The 20,838-nt window shown below is 70.5% G+C and carries 18 protein-coding genes and 1 tRNA gene; 3 read left to right on the top strand and 16 right to left on the bottom strand.

Annotated elements, in window-relative coordinates; all coding sequences use genetic code 11:
* Positions 1–38 precede the first annotated feature (38 nt).
* Positions 39–112: transfer RNA gene (locus HG543_RS06735), tRNA-Gly, on the bottom strand.
* 281 nt (positions 113–393) lie between these two features.
* Here HG543_RS06735 and HG543_RS06730 point away from each other — a divergent pair.
* A complete protein-coding gene (locus HG543_RS06730; RefSeq protein ID WP_169343848.1) occupies positions 394–900 on the top strand; it encodes a hypothetical protein in 507 nt (168 codons plus the stop codon).
* Positions 901–970: 70 nt separating this feature from the next.
* Here the strand turns inward: HG543_RS06730 and HG543_RS06725 are convergent, their stop codons facing one another.
* Positions 971–1,969, bottom strand: coding sequence for a hypothetical protein (locus HG543_RS06725; RefSeq protein ID WP_246356812.1), 999 nt, complete (start codon positions 1,967–1,969; stop codon positions 971–973).
* A 346-nt stretch (positions 1,970–2,315) separates the two neighbouring features.
* Positions 2,316–3,089, bottom strand: coding sequence for a PYX family subclass B1 metallo-beta-lactamase (gene blaPYX / locus HG543_RS06720; RefSeq protein WP_169343847.1), 774 nt, complete (start codon positions 3,087–3,089; stop codon positions 2,316–2,318).
* A gap of 211 nt (positions 3,090–3,300) precedes the next feature.
* Between blaPYX and HG543_RS06715 the strand changes: the two genes are divergently transcribed.
* The gene (locus HG543_RS06715; RefSeq protein ID WP_169343846.1) at positions 3,301–3,528 is read left to right on the top strand and encodes a hypothetical protein; all 228 of its coding nucleotides are present in this window, start codon (positions 3,301–3,303) and stop codon (positions 3,526–3,528) included.
* Positions 3,529–3,535: 7 nt separating this feature from the next.
* Here the strand turns inward: HG543_RS06715 and HG543_RS06710 are convergent, their stop codons facing one another.
* From HG543_RS06710 to HG543_RS06670, 9 genes are all read right to left on the bottom strand, one after another.
* A complete protein-coding gene (locus HG543_RS06710; protein WP_169343845.1) occupies positions 3,536–5,101 on the bottom strand; it encodes a mucoidy inhibitor MuiA family protein in 1,566 nt (521 codons plus the stop codon).
* 10 nt (positions 5,102–5,111) lie between these two features.
* On the bottom strand, positions 5,112–7,265 hold the full coding sequence (locus HG543_RS06705) for a mucoidy inhibitor MuiA family protein (protein ID WP_169343844.1): 2,154 nt from the start codon (positions 7,263–7,265) through the stop codon (positions 5,112–5,114).
* A gap of 87 nt (positions 7,266–7,352) precedes the next feature.
* Positions 7,353–7,712, bottom strand: a complete 360-nt coding sequence (locus tag HG543_RS06700; protein WP_169343843.1) for a nuclear transport factor 2 family protein — start codon at positions 7,710–7,712, stop codon at positions 7,353–7,355.
* Between the two features lie 36 nt (positions 7,713–7,748).
* Complete coding sequence (locus HG543_RS06695; protein WP_169343842.1) at positions 7,749–8,795, bottom strand: SDR family NAD(P)-dependent oxidoreductase; 1,047 nt, start codon at positions 8,793–8,795, stop codon at positions 7,749–7,751.
* Positions 8,796–9,018: 223 nt separating this feature from the next.
* The gene (locus HG543_RS06690; RefSeq protein ID WP_169343841.1) at positions 9,019–11,226 is read right to left on the bottom strand and encodes a DUF4215 domain-containing protein; all 2,208 of its coding nucleotides are present in this window, start codon (positions 11,224–11,226) and stop codon (positions 9,019–9,021) included.
* Positions 11,227–11,331: 105 nt separating this feature from the next.
* Positions 11,332–11,982, bottom strand: coding sequence for a class I SAM-dependent methyltransferase (locus HG543_RS06685; RefSeq protein ID WP_169343840.1), 651 nt, complete (start codon positions 11,980–11,982; stop codon positions 11,332–11,334).
* Between the two features lie 85 nt (positions 11,983–12,067).
* Positions 12,068–14,197, bottom strand: a complete 2,130-nt coding sequence (glgX, locus tag HG543_RS06680) for a glycogen debranching protein GlgX (protein WP_169343839.1) — start codon at positions 14,195–14,197, stop codon at positions 12,068–12,070.
* Positions 14,198–14,266: 69 nt separating this feature from the next.
* Positions 14,267–15,538, bottom strand: a complete 1,272-nt coding sequence (locus HG543_RS06675; RefSeq protein WP_169343838.1) for a hypothetical protein — start codon at positions 15,536–15,538, stop codon at positions 14,267–14,269.
* 188 nt (positions 15,539–15,726) lie between these two features.
* Entirely contained in the window at positions 15,727–16,722 is a 996-nt protein-coding gene (locus HG543_RS06670) for a hypothetical protein (protein ID WP_169343837.1), read from the bottom strand.
* A 101-nt stretch (positions 16,723–16,823) separates the two neighbouring features.
* On the opposite strand from HG543_RS06670, the gene HG543_RS06665 reads away from it, so the two are divergent.
* Positions 16,824–17,042 (top strand): hypothetical protein, encoded by a 219-nt coding sequence (locus tag HG543_RS06665; RefSeq protein WP_171817754.1) that lies wholly within the window; start codon positions 16,824–16,826, stop codon positions 17,040–17,042.
* 63 nt (positions 17,043–17,105) lie between these two features.
* Here HG543_RS06665 and HG543_RS06660 read toward each other — a convergent pair whose 3' ends face one another.
* The 4 genes from HG543_RS06660 to HG543_RS06645 form a co-directional block, all read right to left on the bottom strand.
* Entirely contained in the window at positions 17,106–17,363 is a 258-nt protein-coding gene (locus HG543_RS06660; RefSeq protein WP_169343835.1) for a hypothetical protein, read from the bottom strand.
* A 147-nt stretch (positions 17,364–17,510) separates the two neighbouring features.
* Positions 17,511–19,226 (bottom strand): NAD-dependent malic enzyme, encoded by a 1,716-nt coding sequence (locus tag HG543_RS06655; RefSeq protein ID WP_211193773.1) that lies wholly within the window; start codon positions 19,224–19,226, stop codon positions 17,511–17,513.
* A 156-nt stretch (positions 19,227–19,382) separates the two neighbouring features.
* Complete coding sequence (locus HG543_RS06650; protein ID WP_169343833.1) at positions 19,383–20,060, bottom strand: hypothetical protein; 678 nt, start codon at positions 20,058–20,060, stop codon at positions 19,383–19,385.
* A gap of 273 nt (positions 20,061–20,333) precedes the next feature.
* Complete coding sequence (locus HG543_RS06645; protein ID WP_169343832.1) at positions 20,334–20,837, bottom strand: Erp protein; 504 nt, start codon at positions 20,835–20,837, stop codon at positions 20,334–20,336.
* Position 20,838: the final 1 nt, after the last annotated feature.

Below are 20,838 nucleotides of genomic sequence, written 5' to 3'. Positions count from 1 at the left end.
GTAGGGCTCCCTGGTGGATGACCGATTTTTCAGATCGGATCAGAACGGAGGATTCGAACCTCCAACCTCAAGATTGGCAATCTTGTGCTCTTCCCGGTTGAGCTAGTTCTGAGAAGACCCCATACGGTGGAGTCTGCTCGGTGGACCTCACGGCGGTCCGGCCGGACGGCCCGATGTGAGGGAGCCACCGCGAGCAATGGACCCGGGGACACCCTGTCCGGTGCGTGAACGCAGAGCGCCCACGGCCAGACGCGGGAGCCCGGGGACAGCCCCGTGGCACCTCTGGATTCCGTCAGTTCGCAGGGACGCGGAGGTGGGGCGGGGCCTGACAGGTGTAGGATGGCTACCTGTGGCGGTGGGTATCAACAGGCCAACGTTGCGAGGAGGGCTGTCATGCCGAAGAAGGCATCCAAGCAGCAGAAGATTCGCAAGCAGGTTTATGAGCTGACTCCTGAAGACCTGGAGCGCTGCCCGGTCTGGGAGTTCGCCTCGGACGAGGAGGGAGTCGAAGGGCAGGATGAGGCCACCGTGCGCCCGCGTCCGGACCTGAGTGCGCCGCTTCCACGTCATGGACTGCTGGTCGTGAAGGCACGTTTCCTGGCGAAAGACGGCTCCGAGTTCATCGGCCACTGCACCCCCGGGCCGGAGAACGAGCCGGGTGCGCTGCAGCCCGCCATCGCGTGCGGACCCAAGCAGGTGGGGTTCTGGTTTGGCATGGCCCAGCCCACTCGGAAGGAGTTGGCCAGTCACTACAAGGCGCTGGGGAAGAAAGCAGAGGACTTGTTCCCGCTGAAGTTCGAGGCGGTGCTGCGGACGCCCGGATACTTCGACTCAGGTGTCATCCCCGCCTTTCAGAGCTATTCGCCTGAAGACAGAGATACCGTCGTCAATCGCGTTTGAGCGGCTCCCCACGAGCGTAGCCCTCCTCATCCTCACGTGATGAGGAGGGCCGTCTTTGTCTCAGCCGCGGTTACTCCGCCGAGCCGGGCTGCTCTCCGTCGGGCTTGAGCGGCGTCGGAGCCTTCGCGGTCTGCTCGGAGGGCGTCGCCAGCACCGGCTGCACGGCCGGTGCCGGCTCGAAGGACTCAGCGGGCTTCTGCGGATTGCAGGTCATGGGCTCCTCCGCGCCGGCCGGCTCCTGCCTGCTCGCGTCCGCCCGGACCTGCTTCGCCACCGAGGGCGGCGGGCACATGGGCAGCGGTGCTCCGGACGTCGGCTTCGCCACCGTCGGCCCCCGCGTCGTCGAGTCCTTCCGAGACGACGAATCCCTCCGCGACGACGAGTTCGAATCACCCCGTGACGCCGAGTCCCCCCGCGCCAGCGAGTCGCTCTGCGTGTTCGCCTTGCCCTCGCTGGTGGACGAAGAGGTCGCCGTGGCAATCGCCGCGGGTGCCGGCTTCTTCGCCGCCTCGCCCAGCACCTCCGTCAGGCGGCCGTTGCTCTCGTGCATCTGGTCCCGCGCTCGCGCCATGTGCTCGTCATGCTGCGCCCGGGCCTGCTCCAGGCTCGCGTCGTGCTTGGCACGCACCTTGTCGATGCTCGCCTGATACGCCTCGCGCTCCTTCTCCAGGTTGGCCTTGAGCAGGTCGCGCTCTTGGGAGACTTCGCTCAGGCGCTGCTCCACCGCGCCCTTCTCCGCGTTCAGCACCGTCTCCGCCCGGGCCATGCACGCCGTGAGCACCTTCTCCTCCGGCTCACGCTCCGGCAGCGTGTCGCCCCGGTTCCACGCCACCAGCGCGCTGCTCTGCCAGCGGTAGTCCGCATGCATCACGCACTCCTGCACCAGCCGCGTCAGCCGGTCCTCGGACCAGACCGGCGTCGGCCGCGCACAGGGGCCAATCTCTTCCTTGACCGATGAAGGGAAGCTGCGGACCTGACGCACCCAGCAGCCGTTCCTCTGCTCCATCCTCGACGCAGTGCAACCGCCCACCGTCATCGCGAGCACCACCACCGCCGCCACACGTTTCATGTCAGCCCTCCATCCCCAACCGTCAACCGTCCGGCCCGCGCTCTTTCAGCGCGCAGGGTAGGGACGGTGAGATCGGCGGCCCATTCACTCGGGTCGCCCCGAAGGGTTGATATGTCTTTGGCCCAACGAACAAGGGCAGACAGGCGAGCACGGAGTGACCCACCCCATGTGCGCTGCTCAACGCTCACGGCCTCTCACCGGGTAGAGCAACCTGAGCACGACGCCCCGCGTTTCCACGCCCGGGACACGCGGATGCTCTCCCCAGCCTTCACTCTTCCATGCGGAGTGAACCGGCGCGGGAGCACGGCGCGCCGAGTCACCCACTGTGGAGAACTCGTGGAGAAGCTCAGCGAAGCAGCGTCCCCGTGTGGCTCAGCAGCTCCAGGCCGCCGGGTGCGCCATGGCCGGGCACCACCACCCGGATGCCGGGGAAGCGCTCACGCGTGCGCTCCAGGCTGGCGGGCCACCCCGCCACGTCCGCGTCCCTGACGTTGCCCAGGTCCTTCGCCTCGACATCCTTCACGAAGCAGCCCCCGAAAAGTACGCCACTGTCCGGGTGGAACACCACGACGTTGTCCGGCGCGTGCCCCGCACCGGGGAAGAAGACCTCCACGGCGCCCAGGGTCTGCGCCGGAGCCACGGTGTGCCGGGGCACGGGAAGGCCCCGCTCCGTCGCGAGCTTCGCGGTGTGCTCCAGCCCGTACACCGGAATCTCCTTCGCCACGAGCGCCGGCACGCCCCCGGTCCGGTCCTCGTGGAAGTGCGTCACCACGGCCGCGCGCACCGGACGGCGCAGCGTGTCCTGTGCCCAGGTCATCAACTGCTCCGCGTGCCGCGCGTTCCACCCCGTGTCCACCAGGAGCGTCCCCTCGCCGTCCTCGACGAGCAGCCCGTTCGCCGGGTAGTGGTTGTAGTCCGCGCCCCCCAGCGTCGTGTGCAGCCACACGCCGGGCGCGAGCCGGCGCACGTGGATGTCCTCGGCCACCGTGTACTCGCTGGGACCTACAGCCTGCTGCTGGGTGGCGTCTGGCGCGGCACGGTCCGGAGTGGATGCACACGCGGTGCCGAGCAGGAGCACGGCGCAGAGCGGGAGTCGGAAACGGGAATGGAAGGTCATCATGCCGCCGGAGGTACACGACGGGCCGGATGATGAAAAGCGCCGAGGCCTCCCTCCCTCCGAGCGCCGGATTTCCACCATGCGCCATCAGACTCTTGAGAGACCGTGCTCCACCCCGCGCGCGTCGTCCGTCGGGGGGCGCCCATGGCATATCGACTGCAATGTCCGTGCGTGAACCCGCAAGAGGAGGCATGCACGAATGGGGTGGAGAGCCATGACAGTCATCCTGGCCGTGGGCGTGGGAGCGGTGGCCTGCGGAGACGACGAGCCGGAAGAGCGGCCCGGCGAGTTGCTGACGCCCGAGGAGTGCATCGCCCGGGGCGGCGAGGCGATTGGGGACCCGGGAGACGGGAGCACCCACAGGGAGGGGTGCCCCGACGGGCGGGAGCAGCTCGGAAGCCTCGAGTTCGGTGACGAAGGGGGAATCTGCTGCAAGCGGTAGCCCGCGCCTACAGCCCACCCGTGTCGTAGCTGGAGGGCGCGTCCACGTGGAAGACGAGGTCCACGGTGCGCTCCTGCCCTGGTGCCAGCGCCACCTTCCACGTGGCGATGCCATCCTCCGCGGCGAGCGTGTAGCCGGCCGTGGACTCCGGCTCCAGCTCCACCTTCACGTCCTCCAGCTCGGAGACGGGGACGTGCTCGGACAGCTCCACCGTCTCCTGCCGCGCGCGGTGGTTGGTGAGCTGGAAGCGGTACGCGTAGCGGAAGCGCTGCTTGCCGCCGAAGAGGCCCTTGGGCTTCTGCACCTCCTCCACCACCGTGCGTTTCACGCGCAGGCCTTCCTCCAGCCCGAACGTCAGCTCGAACGGCGACCCCTTCGCCACGCGCTCCAGCCGCTGATGCCCCAGGAAGCCCGTGTCCCGGAAGAGGCTGACCGGACCGGGCAACAGCGGGAACGGCGTGGTGTTGGCCAGTCGCGCCACCCGGAAGACCACCGGGTGCAGCTTGGGCACCGTGCGCCAGGACAGGTTCGCCTTCAGCCGGTGCCGCCCCAGCCGCACCCGCACCGCGCTCCCGTCTCCCGGCACCCGCGTTGCCTCCTGGGCCTCCCACTGCACCGACAATCCCTGCGACGAGACGCTCAGCCCCTGGCCCTCCGCGTCCTCCCCCGCGACGCCGGCCTCGGCGTGCTGCTGCTGCTCCTCGCGCCGCACCAGCACCTTGCGCTCCTTCATCTTCTTCTCGGCCGACACGTACAGCGGCGTCACTTCGGGCGGCGTGGCGTCCTGGCGCGGCTGCGCCGTGGAGAGGAACAGCTTCGCCCCCGCCCAGTCCTCGCCCGTCTGCTGGCGCACCGTGGCCAGCGACGTCAGCTCCACGATTCCCGCGCCCTCCTCCGCCCGCGCCTCGTAGAGCGGCTCCCAGGACGTGCCGCCCACCAGGTAGGTCAGCTCCACGCGGACCTGCGTGCCCTCCGGGCAGGACAGGCGCACCTCCACGCGCTGCTCGCTGCGCTCGGCCAGGGCATTCAGGCGCGCCAGCTCCGCGTCCGCCTCGGCCTGCCGCTGCTGCACCGCGCGCTGCTTCTCCGCCACGTCCCGCGCCTCCTTCACCGCGCGCAGGCGCACCGCCAGCGCCGAGTCGAAGGCCGCCCCCCAGACACGCACGTCCGGCTTCGCGCCGGTCAGCTCGCGGGTGACGCGGGAGACGGCCACCTCGGTGAAGCCCTGCGACAGCCGCTCCAGGTCCTTCGCCTGGTTCGCCGCCAGGTCCAGCGCGTGCAGCTCCCGCTCCAGCTCCAGCGCGCGGGTCTCCCACTTCGCGCGCTCGGGAGCCACCTCCGCCTCGCGCGTGCGTGTCTCGGCGGTGAGGCCCTCCAGCGTGGCGTTGGTGGCGCGGGCGCGGAAGCTCTCCGGGGCCGCGGCCGGAGGAATGTGCTCGAAGGTGGCGGTGGTGGCGCGGGTGCACGTCACCGTCTGCGCGCGCGTCACCTGCGCGCGGTCCGGGTAGATGACGACGGAGGAAATCTGCGACGTGGTGGCGAGCGCCACGAGGGTCATGGGCAGGAAGGGCATGGGTGCGTCCTCACGGGCTCTGGAGCAGGCGCCAGTCCTTCGGACGGCGCAGGGAGTACTCGAAGGAGACGGTCTTCTTGCTGGACGGCGGCACCACGAGGTCCCAGCGCAGCTCGCCGGTCTTCTCGTCCGACTGCGCGGCGGGCGTGGTGCGCACCCACTTCACCTCCACCTTGCCGTCCTGGTTGAGCGGCCACTGGTCCACCACGCGCACCTGCAGCGGGAAGGCGTACGGGTTGGGCACCTCCAGCGTGACTTCGTACGTGTTGACGTCGTCCTTGGAGATGAGGCCCTCCTGGGACTGCACGAGGCGCACGTTGCGCGCGGGGCGCACGGAGCGGTCCACGCCGAGCGGCAGGGTGAAGGGCTCGCCGGGGACGACGAGGTCCAGCGTGGCGGTGCCGGCCGGGTCCGCGCCGACGAAGAGGGAGGCCTCGCCGCCGGGCAGCACGCCGCGAGACGGGCTCTTCAGCTGGGCGACGAGGTACGCGTCCGGCGCGAGCGCGGGGAAGACCTGGCGCTCCACCTGCACCGGCCAGGACTCGACGAGCAGGGGAATGGTGCGCTCCCCCTGGCCGCTGCGCACCGTCTCCAGGCGCGGCGCGGTGAAGGCCAGGTCGTAGCCGCCCGCGAGCGACGCGGGGAGATTCGCCTCCAGTTGGGGCGGCTGCCAGCCGGGCGGCGGTGCGAGGCCCACGAAGGAGTCGATGACGGGCTCGGACGGATTCGAGTGGGTGGAAATCGAGCGCACGAGTTCCTCCGAGACGCTCACGCCCGCGGTGGTGCTCCCCACGTTGATGGTGGGGGGCCTGCCCGTGATTTCGACGACCTCGCCGAGCGACTCGGGGAGCAGCTCCACGTTCACCCGGATGGTGCGGTTGGAGCGGAGCTGGACGTCGGAGCGGGCATAGGGCTTGAACATCTCCTTCTCGAAGCGAAGCGTGTAGACGCCGGACGGAAGCTGGGGGATGCGGTAGTTGCCAACGGCATCCGTGACGACGACCTGCTCTCCCTGGAGATTGGGGGTCGTCGCGGTGACGACGACGTCGGGCACGGGCTGCCGGCTCGCGGCGTCGATGACGGTGCCGAGGATGGTACTGGACGGGTTGGGGGAGGCGGCCTGCGACCGCGAGGGAGCGGGTGGCCTGGAGGCCACCGGCGCGGGAGCCTCCGCGGACCTGCCCGCGCGGGCCAGGAGCTGGCCGCGCAGTTCCTGCTCCAGGTCCGGCTCGGGAGCGCGAGGCGGCAGGGGCGGAGGCGGACTGGCGGACTCCTCGCGCGCCTGGGGCTCGGGGATGAAGCGCTCGCTGGTGCCAATCTTCCACGTGGCGAGCTTGGGCAGCGCGGTGGCGTTGGAGGGCAGGGCGGTGCTGAGCGTGAGCTTCGCCCCCTCCCAGTCCTCGCCCGTGTCCTGGCTGACGCGGCCGGAGAGGGCCACCTGCACGCGCCGTTGCTCCGGCTGGAGCTGGAGCTCGTAGCGCGGATACCAGCGCACGCGCTGGGGCACGAGATAGGAGAGCTGCACCTTCGCCGGTCCATTGCCGGCCAGGGTGACGGCCACCTCGATGCCGGGCCTCCGGGGTTGCGCGCCGAGGTTCCCCGCCTCCGCGAGCCGCTCCGTCCGTTCCGCGCCCAGCGCCGAGGCCTGCTCCGTCAGCGCGCGGATGCGCGACTCCAGCTTCGCGATGTTGTCGACGAGGAAGGTGGCCGAGGGGCCCCACGTCGCGGGGGCCAGGGGCCCGAAGTCGACTGGCGTGGAGGGACTGTCGTCGTCATTTCGCGGCATCACCGGCTGGACGCGACGGAGCGCGGCGAGCTGGGCCTCATGCGCCGCGCGCTCCGCTTCCACGCGGGCGATGGAGTCATCCAGCCGGTCCAGCGTGTCGAGGAGCTTGCGCGCCTCCTTCTGGGGGAAGGGCGGGGCGCTGGCGGGACGCACGTCCACGGAGGAGACCTCGGCGCCCTGCGCCTCGACGCGGATGGACTCCGGGTCCACGAGGAGCGGCAGGCGGGGCAGCTCCACGCGCTGCGTGCCGGAGACACCGAGCGTGGCGGTGCGCACCACGCGGGCCCGGTCGCTGTAGACGGTGACCGCGGTGATGGGCGCTTCCGTGGTGGCGTGGACGAGGCTCGTCGCCACCCATCCGAGTCCGAAGAGGAGCATGGCGCCACGCTATCCAGCGCGGCGCGAGCACATCTTCATGGAGTCATCATGAAGGGGGCATGAATGGCTCACACCCGCTCGTGGGCGCTACCGGCTCGGAATCGGCAGGTTGTGGAGCCGCAGGAAGGAGAGCTTGTCCCAGTAGCCGCGCTGGAAGCGAATCTTCCCGTCCTGGACGTGGAAGAAGCCGCAGCCGCGCAGGCCCTGGGGGTCCTTCCACTCGAGGATGGCCCACTCGCCGTCGCAGAAGATGTTCTCGGGGATGCAGACCATCTCGGCCTGGGCGAACTCGCCCTCGAACATGGCCCGGATGGCGTCCTGCCCCACGACAGGCTCGTTGGCGACCTGATGGTTGACGGCATCCCGGTGATACAGGGATGCGAGCTTCGTCACATCCGCCGCGTTGAAGGCTTGAAGCCAGGCTTCCAGGACCTGTCGGGGTGTCATAGGGCCAGTCACGCCAGCAGGGACGCGGCCCCACCGTCAAGCCTGACCGGGCAGGTACTGCTCCTCGTCCGCGCGCGCCGTGGCCGCCAGCGCATGGACGCGCGGGTCCTGGCTGCCGTTCACCACCTCGTGGCCCGGGCGCATCGGAGAGCGCTCACCGGGGGCTCCCGGGGGCGGCTGGAAGCGCTCCACCTGCGTCATGAACCACGTCATCAGGTTCGGCGCGAGGCCCTGCACCCGCGCTCCGAGCCACGACAGGGGCGTGATGGTCCGCTCCCGGTCGCCGTGCTCGGCGGCGTCGACGACGACGCGCGCCACGCGGTCGGCGGTGGTCGTCGCCAGCCGCGAGGTGAGGATGCGGGTGAACCAGATGAACTCGCCCTCCCTGGCCCCGTTGAAGTGGACGTGCATCGGCGCGCCGTTGCGCAGTGGCGGTGGCGTGAGGGTGCTGACGTGCACGCCGTCCCGGGCCAGCTCGATGGCGAGCGTCTCCGACCAGCCCGTCACCGCGTACTTGCCCAGGGTGTACGCCGCCTGGTGCGCCACGGGGAGCTTCCCGGAGATGGACGTGATGTTCACGATGCGCCCGAAGCGGCGGGTGCGCATGTGCGGCAGCACGGCCATCGTCGGGTGGAACTGCAGCCAGAAGATGCCTCGCAGCGCCTTCTCCACCGTCTCCGCCTCGAGCTGGGCCGCCGGCCCCACGAAGCACTGGCCCGCGTTGTTCACGAGCACGTCGATGGTGCCGAAGCGCGCGAGCACCTGGTCGACGAACCCGCGGACCTGCTCGGGGTTGCTCGTGTCGCAGGCCGCGCCGAACACGTCGCCGCCCTCGCGCCGGAGCGCCTCCACGGCCTGGGCGACCTTGTCACCATCACGGCCGCAGATGGCCAGCCGGCTGCCTCGCTGGAGGAACGCGCGCGCGATGGCGAAGCCCAGGCCGCGTGCGCCGCCGGTAATCAGCACCACGCGCCCGCGCAGGTCGATGCGCCGAGCCCGTCGCGTCGCGGCCGACAGCGCCAGCCCCGCGCCCGCCAATAGTCCCAACGCACCCGCAGCCTTCGAAGTCGCCCGCCCGGCCATGTGCGCTTCCTCCGTGAGTCCGTGACTCGCGGGGGCCATGCCCATGACGTATGCCCGGGCCGGACGCTCCCCGCGCCTTCGGGAAGCTAGGTATCCGGGGTGGACTCCGCCGCGAGACACATGGCTCGCGGTGGGGACGCCTGCTCCCCCGGCGGGGGGCCACGGGCCCGCCATCCACACGATGGCGAGCCCGGATCAAGGGGGTGGGAGTCCCTGTGCGCGCTCAGAGGGGCGAGCAGGTGCCGCCGGGGCCGCACACGAGGGCAAGGTCGCAGTCCGCGTCCTGCGTGCAGCGCGTGCCCTCGGGGCAGTCCCGGCCGAAGCCGCCAGACATCGCCGTCACCCGGAAGGTGGGGTTCGCCACGTTCTCGTCGAGGGTCTGGTTGCCCATGCTGCCCTGGTGGTCATTCTCCAGGTTCACCGTGGCGTTGGTCCGGGTGGCGGTGATGTCCAGGGAGGCCGTGCCGTTGATGGCCTCGCGAATGGCCGTGGCGACCTCGTTGGCGGTCAGTCCCGAGGTGTAGGGGACAGGCACGCGCCCCTGCTGCGTGGTGCCGTTCCGATCGAACTCGAAGATGACCGGCGGGTTGATTCCATCCCGGAGGGTGAAGGTTTCAGCATCGCGGAGGTCCGTTGCCGGCACGGCGGTGATGCTGCCGCGCGCGGCGGCGAGCTGGGACACGGTGCACGTCGCATCGCAGGCGCCGCACGCGTTGGCGTTGGCGTCGTCGCAGGCCTCGGGGCCGTTCCTCACGCCGTCGCCGCACCAGGCGCCCGTCCGGGAGATGAGCCCATCGCACTGTGCGTTGCACAGGGTGCAGCGCTGCTGACCATAGGGGCACTCCGTCTCGCTCACGTTGTTGCCGTCGTCGCAGACCTCGGGGCCACTGAGCACGCCGTCACCACAGTAGGGCCCCGTCAGCTCGAGGACCGCGGTGCACGTGGCGTTGCAGGTCGTGCAGGAACTCGTGCCGTACGAGCAGGACTGCTCGTTGGTGGTGTTGCCGTCGTCGCAGGTCTCGGGGCCATTGCGCACGCCGTCGCCACAGTGGGGGCCGCTCCGGGTGAGCACCTGGGTGCAGGTCGCATCGCAGACCCGGCAGGAGGTCTGCCCGTAGGGGCACGTGTCCTCGGTGGTGGAGTTGCCGTCATCGCAGACCTCGACGCCACTGACCACGTTGTCGCCGCAGTACAGGCCCGTGAGCTCCAGGACGTGCCGGCAGGTCGCATCGCAGGCCCGGCAGGAGGGCTGACCATACGGGCAGGACTGCTCATTGACGGTGTTGCCATCATCGCAGGCCTCGCCGACGGAGCCGTCCACCACGTTGTTGCCGCACGTCTCGTTGGAGCGGCAGTCCGCGGAGCACCCGTCGCCCGCCGTCGTGTTGCCGTCATCGCAGACCTCGTGGGCCGCGACTTCCACCACGCCGTTTCCGCACAGCTCGTTGGAGCGGCAGTCCGCGGCGCAGCCGTCGCCCGCCGTCGTGTTGCTGTCGTCGCACAGCTCGCCCGCCGCCCTGTCCACGATGCCGTTGCCGCATGTCTCGTTGGATTGGCAGTCCGCGGAGCACCCGTCGCCCGCCGTTGTGTTGCCGTCGTCGCAGACCTCGCCGGCGGCGGTGTCCACCACGCCATTGCCACACGTTTCGTTGGAGCGGCAGTCCGCGGCGCAGCCATCGCCCGCCGTCGTGTTGCCGTCGTCGCAGGCCTCGTTGGCGGCGGTGTCCACGATGCCGTTGCCGCACGTCTCCAGGGAGAGGCAGTCCGAGGAGCAGCCATCGGCCGATTGAGTATTGCCGTCATCGCAGACCTCGCCCACCGAGGTGTCCACGATGCCATTGCCGCACAGCTCGCTGGAGCGGCAGTTGGCGGAGCAGCCGTCCTCTTCCACCGTGTTGCCGTCATCGCAGCGCTCTCCGGCCGCGAGGTCCACGATGCCGTTGCCGCACGTCTCGTTGGAGAGGCAGTCGGCGGAGCAGCCGTCACCGGAGCGGGTGTTCCGGTCGTCGCACACCTCGCCGGAGGCGGTGTCCACGAAGCCGTTGCCACACGTCTCGCTGGAGCGGCAGTTGGCGGAGCAGCCGTCTCCATTCACCGTGTTGCCGTCGTCACAGACCTCGCCGGCCGAGGCGTCCACCTTGCCGTTGCCGCAGGCCTCCGTGGACGCGCAGTCCCGGCTGCACCCGTCTCCGTCGAGCACGTTGCCGTCGTCGCAGGCCTCACCGGCCTGGAGGGTGCCGTCGCCACAGTTCGTGACGATGCAGACCGGCTGCTTCGCGGCGCAGCGGCTACCCTCCGGACACACCACGCCGCCGGGACAGGTCTCACCTCCGGGGTCGGAGGAGTCACCACAGGACAGGAGCAGGAGCGGAAGGACCAGCGCGGCCAGCACGAGGCGGCTCGGGCGCGGGTTGGAACGGTTGTATGTCAAAGGTGGTCCCCTCTGTGTTCACCCGCACGCGCCCCAACTCCACACGGCGGGTGACACGACGGGTACCACCCCGCACGGTGTTTTGGGAATGGGGGCCGGGAGGACTCACCGGCGCGTCACGTCCCACCAGCCGAACCACATGGTCCGCTGTTCCGTGAGGTGGACCCAGCCGGGGGCGTGGGCGTAGGCCCGGGGCAACAGGACCGCGTTCGTCACCGCGCGGGCGGTCTCCTCGAAGGAGTAGAGGTGCAGCGCCACCGCCGGGCCCGCCGTCTGGACTTCGCGGGTCGCCGCTTCATGGCCTTCGAGTCCGGGGCGCCGCTCCAGCACGGTGAAGAGCAGCCGGCCTCCCGGCTCCAGCGCGGCGGCGAGGTGGCCGAGCATGCCCGGCAGGTCCTCGCAGAAGTCCAGGCAGCCGATGGCCAGCGCGACGTGGAAGCGACCCCACTCCTGGGGAATCGGCTGGTGATAGCTGTGCAGGTGCCACGCGCCCTCGGGGCGGGCGCGGCGGGCGAGCTCCAGCATCTCCGGGGACAGGTCCGTGCCCACCACGTGGACGGAGGCGTCCAGGCCGCGCGTGTGCAGGCCCGGCCCGCAGCCCACGTCCAGCACGCGGCACCCGGGTGTCACCGCCTCCGCGAGGAAGCGCTCCACGCGGTCCTCGTACCGGTGCAGCACGGGGAAGAGCGCCTCGTAGGCCGGGGCAATCTCCCCATACACCTGCCTCACTCCGTCTTCCTGCGCGTCCCGGGACATGATGCCCGGAGCCTAGACACGACAGGGGCCCGCGTGGAGAAGAACCCACGCGAGCCTCAATCGTCATCCGCGCGATGCACTTCGCTCAGGTCTCCACCTGACGGAACACCGCCAGCGAGCGACCAATCAGCTCGAACTTCCCGTTCGCCGGTGCTGGCTCCGCGGCCCGGTTGTCATCGGCCGTGTACAGCCCCAGTTCCCACCGCTGGCCCGGCGCCGCCGCGGGCAGCTTGTAGCTCACCGGCTCGTGGTGCGCGTTGAGCAGGATGAGCAGCGCGTCGCCGTAGATGCGCTGGCCGCGCTCGTCCGGCGTGGGGATGGCGTCACCGCCCAGCAGGAACGCCAGTGAGCGCGTGAAGGGCTTCTGCCAGTCCTCCGCCTTCATCTCCGTCCCGTCCGGACGGAACCACGTCAGGTCCTTGTGCTCCGAGTCCCACAGGTGCGCGCCCTTGAAGAAGCGGCGGCGCTGCAGCACCGGCTGCCCGTGCCGGAAGTGGATGAGCCGGCGCGTGAACTCCAGGAGCTTCTGGCGCCGCTCGTCCAGGTTCCAGTCCACGTAGGACAAGTCATTGTCCTGGCAGTACGCGTTGTTGTTGCCCCCCTGCGTCCGGCCCATCTCGTCGCCGGAGACAATCATCGGCACGCCGGTGGACAGGAAGAGCGACGCCAGGAGGTTGCGCTTCTGCCGCTCGCGCAGGGCGACGACGTCCGCCTTGTCCGTCTCGCCCTCCACGCCGCAGTTCCACGACTGGTTGTCATCCGCGCCGTCGCGGTTGTGCTCGCCGTTGGCCTCGTTGTGCTTGTGGCTGTACGTGACGAGGTCGTGCAGCGTGAAGCCGTCGTGCGCGGTGACGAAGTTGATGCTCGCCTGCGGCTTGCGCCGCGCCTCCGCGTACAGGTCCGCGTTGCCCGTCAGCCGGTAGCCCATCTCCGACGCGAGGTTCTCATCGCCCTTCCAGTAGCGGCGCAGCGCGTCCCGGTACTTGCCGTTCCACTCGCGCCACGGGGCCGGGAAGCCGCCCACCTGGTACCCGCCGAGCCCCACGTCCCACGGCTCCGCGATGAGCTTCACCCGGCTGAGCACCGGGTCCTGGTGGATGATTTGGAACATCGCCGCGTTCCGGTCGAAGCCGCCCTCGCCCGTGCGCCCCAGCACCGTGGCCAGGTCGAAGCGGAACCCGTCCACGTGCATCTCGTTCACCCAGTAGCGCAGGCTGTCCACGATGAGCCGCGCCGCGGCCGGGTTGGACGCGTTGACGCTGTTGCCGCACCCGGTGAAGTCCAGGTAGTGCCGCTTCTCCGGCATGAGCCAGTAATAGCTCGCGTTGTCGACACCCTTGAGCGACAGCGTGGGCCCCAGGTGGTTGCCCTCGCAGGTGTGGTTGTAGACGACGTCGAGGATGACCTCGATGCCGGCCGCGTGCAGGTCCCTCACCATGGCCTTGAACTCGGCCACGGCGGCGCCCGGATTCTTGCGGCTGGCGTAGTACTGCTCCGGAGCGAAGTAGCAGAGCGTGTTGTAGCCCCAGAAGTTGGACAGCTTCTTGTCGTTGAGGAACGAGTCGTCCGCGAAGGCGTGCACCGGCAGCAGCTCCACCGAGGTGACGCCCAGCTTCTGCAGGTGCTCGATGACGGCGGGGGTGCCGAGGCCCGCGTAGGTGCCGCGCAGGTGCTCGGGCACGCCGGGGTGGCGCATGGTGAGGCCGCGCACGTGGGCCTCGTAGATGACCGTCTTGCGCCAGGGGATGTCCGGCCGCCGGTCATTGCCCCAGTCGAAGAAGTCGCTCACCACCACGCTCTTGGGTACGCCCGCGGCGCTGTCCCGCTCGTCCTTCGCCAGGTCCTGCTGGGGGTTGCCCAGCGGGTAGCCGAAGACGGGCTGGCGCCAGTCCACGTCGCCGTACAGCGCCTTGGCGTACGGGTCGATGAGGAGCTTGTGGGGGTTGCAACGATGTCCCTGGGCCGGGTTATAGGGGCCGTGCACGCGCAGGCCATACAGCGTGCCCGGCTCCAGGCCCGGCACGTAGCCGTGGAAGACGTTGTCCGTCACCTCCGGCAGGTCGAAGCGTTCGATTTCCTTCGACGGGTTGGCGGGGTCATACAGACAGACCTCCACGCGGGTGCCCACCGAGGAGAAGACGGCGAAGTTGACTCCGGTGCCGTCGAACGTCGCGCCACGCGGCCAGGGCTTGCCCGGCCAGACCTCCCTACTCATACAGGCTCTCGATTCCTCTTGAGGAGAATGCCCGCTGAATGTGGGAGTGCCTCTCCGGGCCTGCAAGCGTCAGGCGGCGGCAGCGTGATCCAGTGAGCGCCAGGTTCCCAGCGCCCAGTCCTGCTCGTCCGGGTCGTCGAAGCTGACCACGCAGAGGGCCCGGCGCCTGCCGGAGCTGCACAGGGCCGTCAGCCGGCACTCGCCCGGCTCCATGTGCAGCGAAGCGCGGCCGCTCACCCGCTCGCCGTGGTGCTCCAGCTCCAGCGCGCGGCGCTCGGCGGTGGTGGGCGCGAGACTCTCCTCGGCGCCGTCCTCCAGGGGGACGAAGCGCACGCTGCGCCGGTGGTCCCTCGCCACCCACGTGCCGTCCTGCAGGTGCGTCTCGGCGAGCGAGCCGGGGATGCGAATCTCCCAGCCCTCCGGCAGCACCACCTGCACGGCGCCACGCCGGTAGCCCATGGACGGGCCTCCCGCGGCCCCGGCGGCCCGGCGGTGGACCTCCTCCGCCAGCGTGCCACCGATACCCAGGTAACCGAGTACCTCCTGCCACTCGCGCCAGGGGTAGGGCAGCGTCGGGTCCTCGCGCCACGCCTGCTCCAGCAGGCGGGCCACGTCGCGCAGCCGCTGGCGCTCCTCGTCCAACAGGGGCGGGCGCCACACCACGTCCGTCCACAGGCGGCACAGCGCGCGGTTCAGCCGCGTGCGCGCGTGGATGCCCGGCTTCCACCAGGGGAACACGTCGATGCCCCGGCGGGGGTCCTCGTACACGTTGCGCAGCCAGCGCTCGTCGCGAGGGCCCAGCGGCGTCAGCAGCGCGCCCGGATGCTCGAAGGTGTGGCCGAAGCGCATGGACAGTCCGAAGCCGGACTCGCCCAGGCGGCGCATGCGCAGCACCTGGGCCACGGACTCCTGGAGCGACGCCAGCATGTAGACCTCCACCGGGCCCGCGTCGCCCGTGTGGAAGTAGCCCGTCGGGTCGCCCACGCCCGCCGTCTCGTCGGCGTCCGCCCACGTCACGCCGAGCGCCTCGCCCAGCTGCTTCAGCGTGTCACACAGGAAGACGTGGTAGCCGGGGCCCACCGCGGACGTCTCCGCGGAGACCACCAGCCGGCTGCCGCTCGCGGCGAGCAGGGAGATTTCACTCGCGGCGGGGTGCAGGCGCAGGCGGAGCATGGGGGCGCCCATCGGGCCGGTGCCGCGCTGGATGCCCTCCAGCATCTCCTCGGTGTTCTCGTGGAACCAGGCCTCCACCCGACGCAGCCACGACAGGGCGTCCTCGGGTGGGGAGAAGAGGGCTTCTCCCGCTCCATGCCGGCCGGCCAGCAGCAGCTTCACACTCATCGGTCCCCACCCCGCTTCACGCTCGGTTCCCTTTCGTCGATAGCGTGTCTCACCTCGAAGGTGCCACCCACGCACAGTGCCTGCCCGCCCGGCCTCCACGTCGCCCGGGAATGCGGGCGGGAAGGGGGGCGCCTGCCTGCCTGGCCGCCCGCCGCGACTGTGTCGGATTGGCTCATGTCACGGACGCGTCACGGGGTGGAGGCGGTCGGCTGGAAGCCGCGCGTGATGCGCTGGAAGTGCTCCAGGTACGTGGCCCGCTCGGCGAGGGGCGTGAAGCCCTGCAGGAGGAAGTAGCGGTCCACGTCCACCAGCACCGCCTGGTACAGGGCGAACTCCTTGCCGGTGGTGGGGTGCTTCGCGCGGCCCACGGCCTCGTGGCCCTTCAGGTCGCCCACGGTCAGCGGAGCGCTGGACTCGACGGTGACCTCCTCTCCGCCGGGGGGTTGCCGCAGCCGTTCGAGGTTGAAGGCCTCCAGGTCCTCTCCCACGCTCGCGGTCGTCAGCGAGGGGAGGACGATGAAGAAGGGGGCGACCTCGGGCGCCTTCGGCGGCGCTCCATCGGGCGTGTAGGCGATGGCGTTCTGCAGGCGCTGGGCCTCCTTCAGCCCCGGCGTCTCCTTCAGCGTGAAGAGGACGAGCCCCGGGGCGGGTTCGGCGGAAGGCTCCCACCGGGCGGAGCGCAGGGCGCTCTCGAGCGCCTTGCCGAGCGCCTTCGGCGCGTCCTCGGGCCAGCTCGCGTTGAGCACGACCGTGTTGGACGCGTCCCCGAGCACGAGCACGGACTTGAGGAAGGTGCCCTTCGGGCCGGTCTTGCGCAGGTGGAGGAGCAGCCCCGTGCGTCGACCCACCTTCGCCGGCTTGCGGGACAGCACCTTCATGTCCTGCTTCGCCATGTTCTCCGCGGTGAAGCCCTGGACGGCGACGGCGTAGGGGCCCGGATACTCCGTCACCATGAGGGAGGCGCCGGACGCCTCCTGCTCGAAGCCGTTGAAGCGGGTGGCCTCGGTGAAGCCCTCGGGCGGCTTCAGGGTGACGCGCGTGCCCTTCACCTGGACGGGCGCCGAGGCCTTCTTCCTCGCCGCGGTCTTCGCCCCGGGTTGCGCCGCGAGCACGGCGGCGGGGGAGACCACGAGCGAGGCGGCCAGGAGCAGCCGCGCGAGCGAGCGCCGCAAGGGGAGGTTCATGTCTCAACGCTGCCAAGTCCCGGGCGGCCACTCAAGCAGGCCCCCGGATGACGGGTGACCGGGGCCCGGAGGGCAACCACGTTGGAGGGAAGGAGGCAGCCATGAGCAAGAAAGACGTGTTGCACATTCCTCCCGAGGCCTACCCCACGCCGGACCGTGACGCGGGGCCGGAGAACGATGACGGGGCGCCTCACGAGGTGACTCCCATCATCAATCCGGACGGCGGTCCGGGGCACACGCCCGGAGGCGGCACCGGGACACGCATCATCGAGCCCGTGACGACCGGCACCGAGCGCTATCCCGGCGTCAGCGTGACCTGAGCGAGGTGACTTCCGCTCTCCACCGGGTGGTGGGGAGCGGAAGCCTGTCACGACGCCCCGCGCTCAGAGGCAGCAGTTGCGGTTCGGCGGACACCACTGTCCGTTGCAGGTCCAGAGGCAGATGCCCTCGTCGAAGTTGCACTGCTGGCCGGAGATACGACAGGTGGGCTGCTCGTAGCTGCAGGGATAGACGACCTCCTGCTCCGTGGTGCCCATCGCCGGCTCGCCGCTCTCGGGCGCGTTGCTGGGGCCACAGCCGGACATCGCACCCGCCGCCAGCGCCACCGTGAGAGCCGCGCGACGCATCCAGGAACTCAGCATGTCGGAACCTCCAGGTTGGGGGAGCCTGGAGCGTAGCGACCCGCGCGAGGCGGAGGATAGCGCCCACGGTGCGGCGGAGTGCGTCCGCCGCCACGTATGTCCAATTCGATGAAAGGAATTGCGCGGCAGTGGAGCGCGCTGTCTGTCTCAGCCGCCCCGGCCCTTGCGGATGGGGAGGAAGACGGGCTTCCACATGTGCTGCTCCAGGTGGTCCTCCAGGTCCTCGGGGAGCGACGCCTCGCTGACGCCGTCCTTCACGGCCTGGCGGATGACGGCGAGCGCCACCTGCTTGCTGGCGGTGCGGATGCGGTCCATGCGCGGGTAGAGGCCACCCTGCGCCAGCCGCTGCACGTCCACGTACTCGCTGAGCGCCAGTGACGCGGCGGTGAGCATGCCGTCCGTCACCTTGCGCGCGCGGCAGGTGAGCACGCCCAGCCCCAGGCCCGGGAAGATGAACGCGTTGTTGCCCTGGCCCACCGGGTACAGCGAGCCGGCCCACTCCACGTCCGGGAAGGGGCTGCCCGTGGCCACCAGCGCCTTGCCGTCCGTCCAGCGGTACACGTCCTCCGGTACGGCCTCGCTGTTGGCGGTGGGGTTCGACAGCGCGAACACCAGGGGGTACGGCGTGTTGCGCGCCACCGCTCGCACCACGTCCTCGCCGAACGCGCCGCGCTGGCCGGACAGCCCCAGCAGTGCCGTCACCTTCGCCTCGCGCACCGTCTCCAGCAGCGAGGGGATGGCGCCCTGCGGCTTCCAGCCCGCCACGCGCGCCGGGTCCTGCGCCAGCTCGCGCTTGTACGGCTCCAGGCCCTTGCGGTCCTTGAGGATGAGGCCCTTGGAGTCGATGAGGAAGATGCGCTCGCGCGCCGCCTCCAGGCTCATGCCCTGCAGCTGGAGGCCGCGGACAATCTGCCGCGCCACGCCCACGCCGCCGGCGCCCGCGCCGTGGATGACGAAGGTCTGCTGCGTCAGCGGCAGCTGGCTGCGCCGGGTGGCCGCCAGCAGGCCCGCGAGCACCACCGCGCCCGTGCCCTGGATGTCGTCGTTGAGCGACGGCACCACGTCCCGGTAGCGCTCCAGCACGTCGAAGGCCTTCTGCTTGCTGAAGTCCTCCCATTGTAGGAGCACGCGCGGGAAGCGGCGCGCCAGCGCGGTGACGAAGCGGTGGATGAAGTCGTCATATGCCTGCCCCTCCAGGCGCTTCATCCGCACGCCGAGGTAGAGCGGGTCGTCCAGCAGGTCCTGCCGGTGGGTGCCCACGTCCAGCTCCACCGGCAGCGTCACCGCGGGGTCGATGCCCGCCGCCGCCGTGTACAGCGACAGCTTGCCGATGCAGATGGCCAGGCCGCCGAAGCCCTGGTCGCCGATGCCGAGGATGCCCTCGTTGTCCGTGGCGACGATGAGCTGCACGTCCGGGAAGGGCGTGCTCTCCAGCAGCGAGTCGATACGGTCGATGTTCTCCGGGTTCACCACCAGCCCGCGCGGGTAGCGGTAGATGCGGCTGAACTGCTCCACCGCCTGCGCCACCGTGGGGGTGTAGATGATGGGCATCATCTCCTCGATGTGCGTGTCGAGGAGCGCGTAGAAGAGGACCTCGCTGCGGTCCTGGAGCGCGCGCAGGAAGACGTGCTTCTCCAGGTCGGTGCGGAAGCCCTTGAAGTTGGCGTACGAGCGCGCAACCTGCTCCTCCAGTGAGGAGACGTGGGTGGGCAACAGGCCCATCAGCCCGAAGGCCTCGCGCTCCTCCCAGGTGAAGGACGTGCCCTTGTTGAGCAGCGGCAGGCGGGTGAGCAGCAGCCCCGGCAGGGACGTCTCCAGGTAGGGGCGGCCTTCGGCGTCGAGCTTCTTCTCGTACTGTTTCATGAGGGGGCAGGCGGGCGAGCGTCGTGGAAGGAGGTATGCATTCGGGGTGGTCATCCCGCCACGGGATTTCAACGGCCCCCTGAAATGGAGATGCCCGCGCAGGCTGTGCGCGGGCATCGTCCACGGCTTCAGGTCGTCATGCGACGAGGCGCCGGATTACTTGCTCTGGCCACCGCCGGGGTTGGTGGAGCCGGAGCTGGTGCCGCCCATGTCGCTGCCGGAGCCGGTGCTGCCGGCGCCGCTGCCGCCCGTGCCGGACGGGTCGAGCGTGGTGTCGTCGCTCATGTCGCCGCCCAGGTCGCTGCCGGTGCCGGTGCCGGAGCCGCCCGTGCCCGGGTCCGTGGTGCCCGAGCCGGTGCCCGTGCCCATGTCATCGCTGGTGCCCGTGCTGCCGGCGCCGCCCGTGCCCGGGTCCATGGTGCTGCCCGAGCCGCCCGCGCCGGCGCCGCCCGTGGAGCCGGTGCCCGGGTCGCCGCTCATGTCGCTGCCGGTCCCCGAGCCCGTGTCGATGCCGGAGCCCGTGTCGTCCGGGCTCGTGCCCGGGTCCACGCCCGTGCCGCCCGTGCCGGGGCTCATGCTCGGGTCATCCATGCCGCCGGTGCCCGTGCCGCCCGTGCCCGGGTCGGTCGTGGTGCCGGTTCCCGTCCCCGTGCCGGTGGTGTCACCGCCCGTGGTTCCCGTTCCGGTGGTGTCGCCGCCGGTGGTGGTGCCAGTGCCGGTGGTGGTGTCATCGCCCTTTGTGGCGCCCGAGTCCGACTTGCAGGCGGTACCGAACGCGAGGACGCCGGCGGTGAGGGACGCGAGGACGATCTGGGTCTTGAGGAACTTCTTCATGGTTTGCTCTCCCGGGTTTGAGGGTTTCGACTGCTGCTGGTCGGGAACGTGAGCAGCCGTTTTCGGGTGTGCAGGGCACGCTCCTCAGGCCGCCTGCTCTTCGAGCGTCGGTGGGAACAAAAACCGGTGGCGACTTGGCGGGTCGGGTCTGTCCATTCAGTGGCGGCGAGGGTGGACTCCGGTCCAGGTCCGCGCCGCGAACGAAAAAAGAACGGCGAGCACGCCGGAGCGCGCTCGCCGCGGGTACTGCGGCCATGGACCCGTACGAAGGGCCTAGAAGCCCGTGCCGCCGTCGAGGACGGCGCTGCCGGTGGGCGGCTGGAACGTGCTGGACGAGCCGCTCGGGTTCGGCGTCACCCCGGGCGTGGTGCCCGTGGTGCCAGAGCCGCCCGTGCCGCCAGCGCCACCGGAGCCGCCCAGGCCGCCCACGCCTGCGTCCGTGCCGGACAGGCCCGTGGAGCCCGAGCCGCCCGTGCCCGTGCCCGGCGCCGTGGTGGTGCCCGGCGGAGTGGTGTACCCGGGCGACGTGGTGACGGTGCCCGGCGAGGCGCTCGTGCCGGTGCCGGTGGTGCCCGGCGTGGTGGTGGTGCCCGTGGACGTGCCCGGGGCCGTGGTGCTGGTGCCCGGCGCCATCGTGTCCGGCGTGGTGGTGCCCGTGCCCGGCGTCGCCTGCGCCAGCTGCACCGGCGCCTCCGTGGCACTGCAGGCCACGCCCAGCGTCAGGGTGCCCGCCAGCGCCCCCGCCCACAACCAACGCCCCATCATGTGCTTCGCCATT

It is taken from the genome of Pyxidicoccus fallax, assembly GCF_012933655.1.
In the GTDB taxonomy this organism is placed as follows: Bacteria; Myxococcota; Myxococcia; order Myxococcales; family Myxococcaceae; genus Myxococcus; species Myxococcus fallax.
This window is presented reverse-complemented; position numbering and strand designations above follow the sequence as displayed.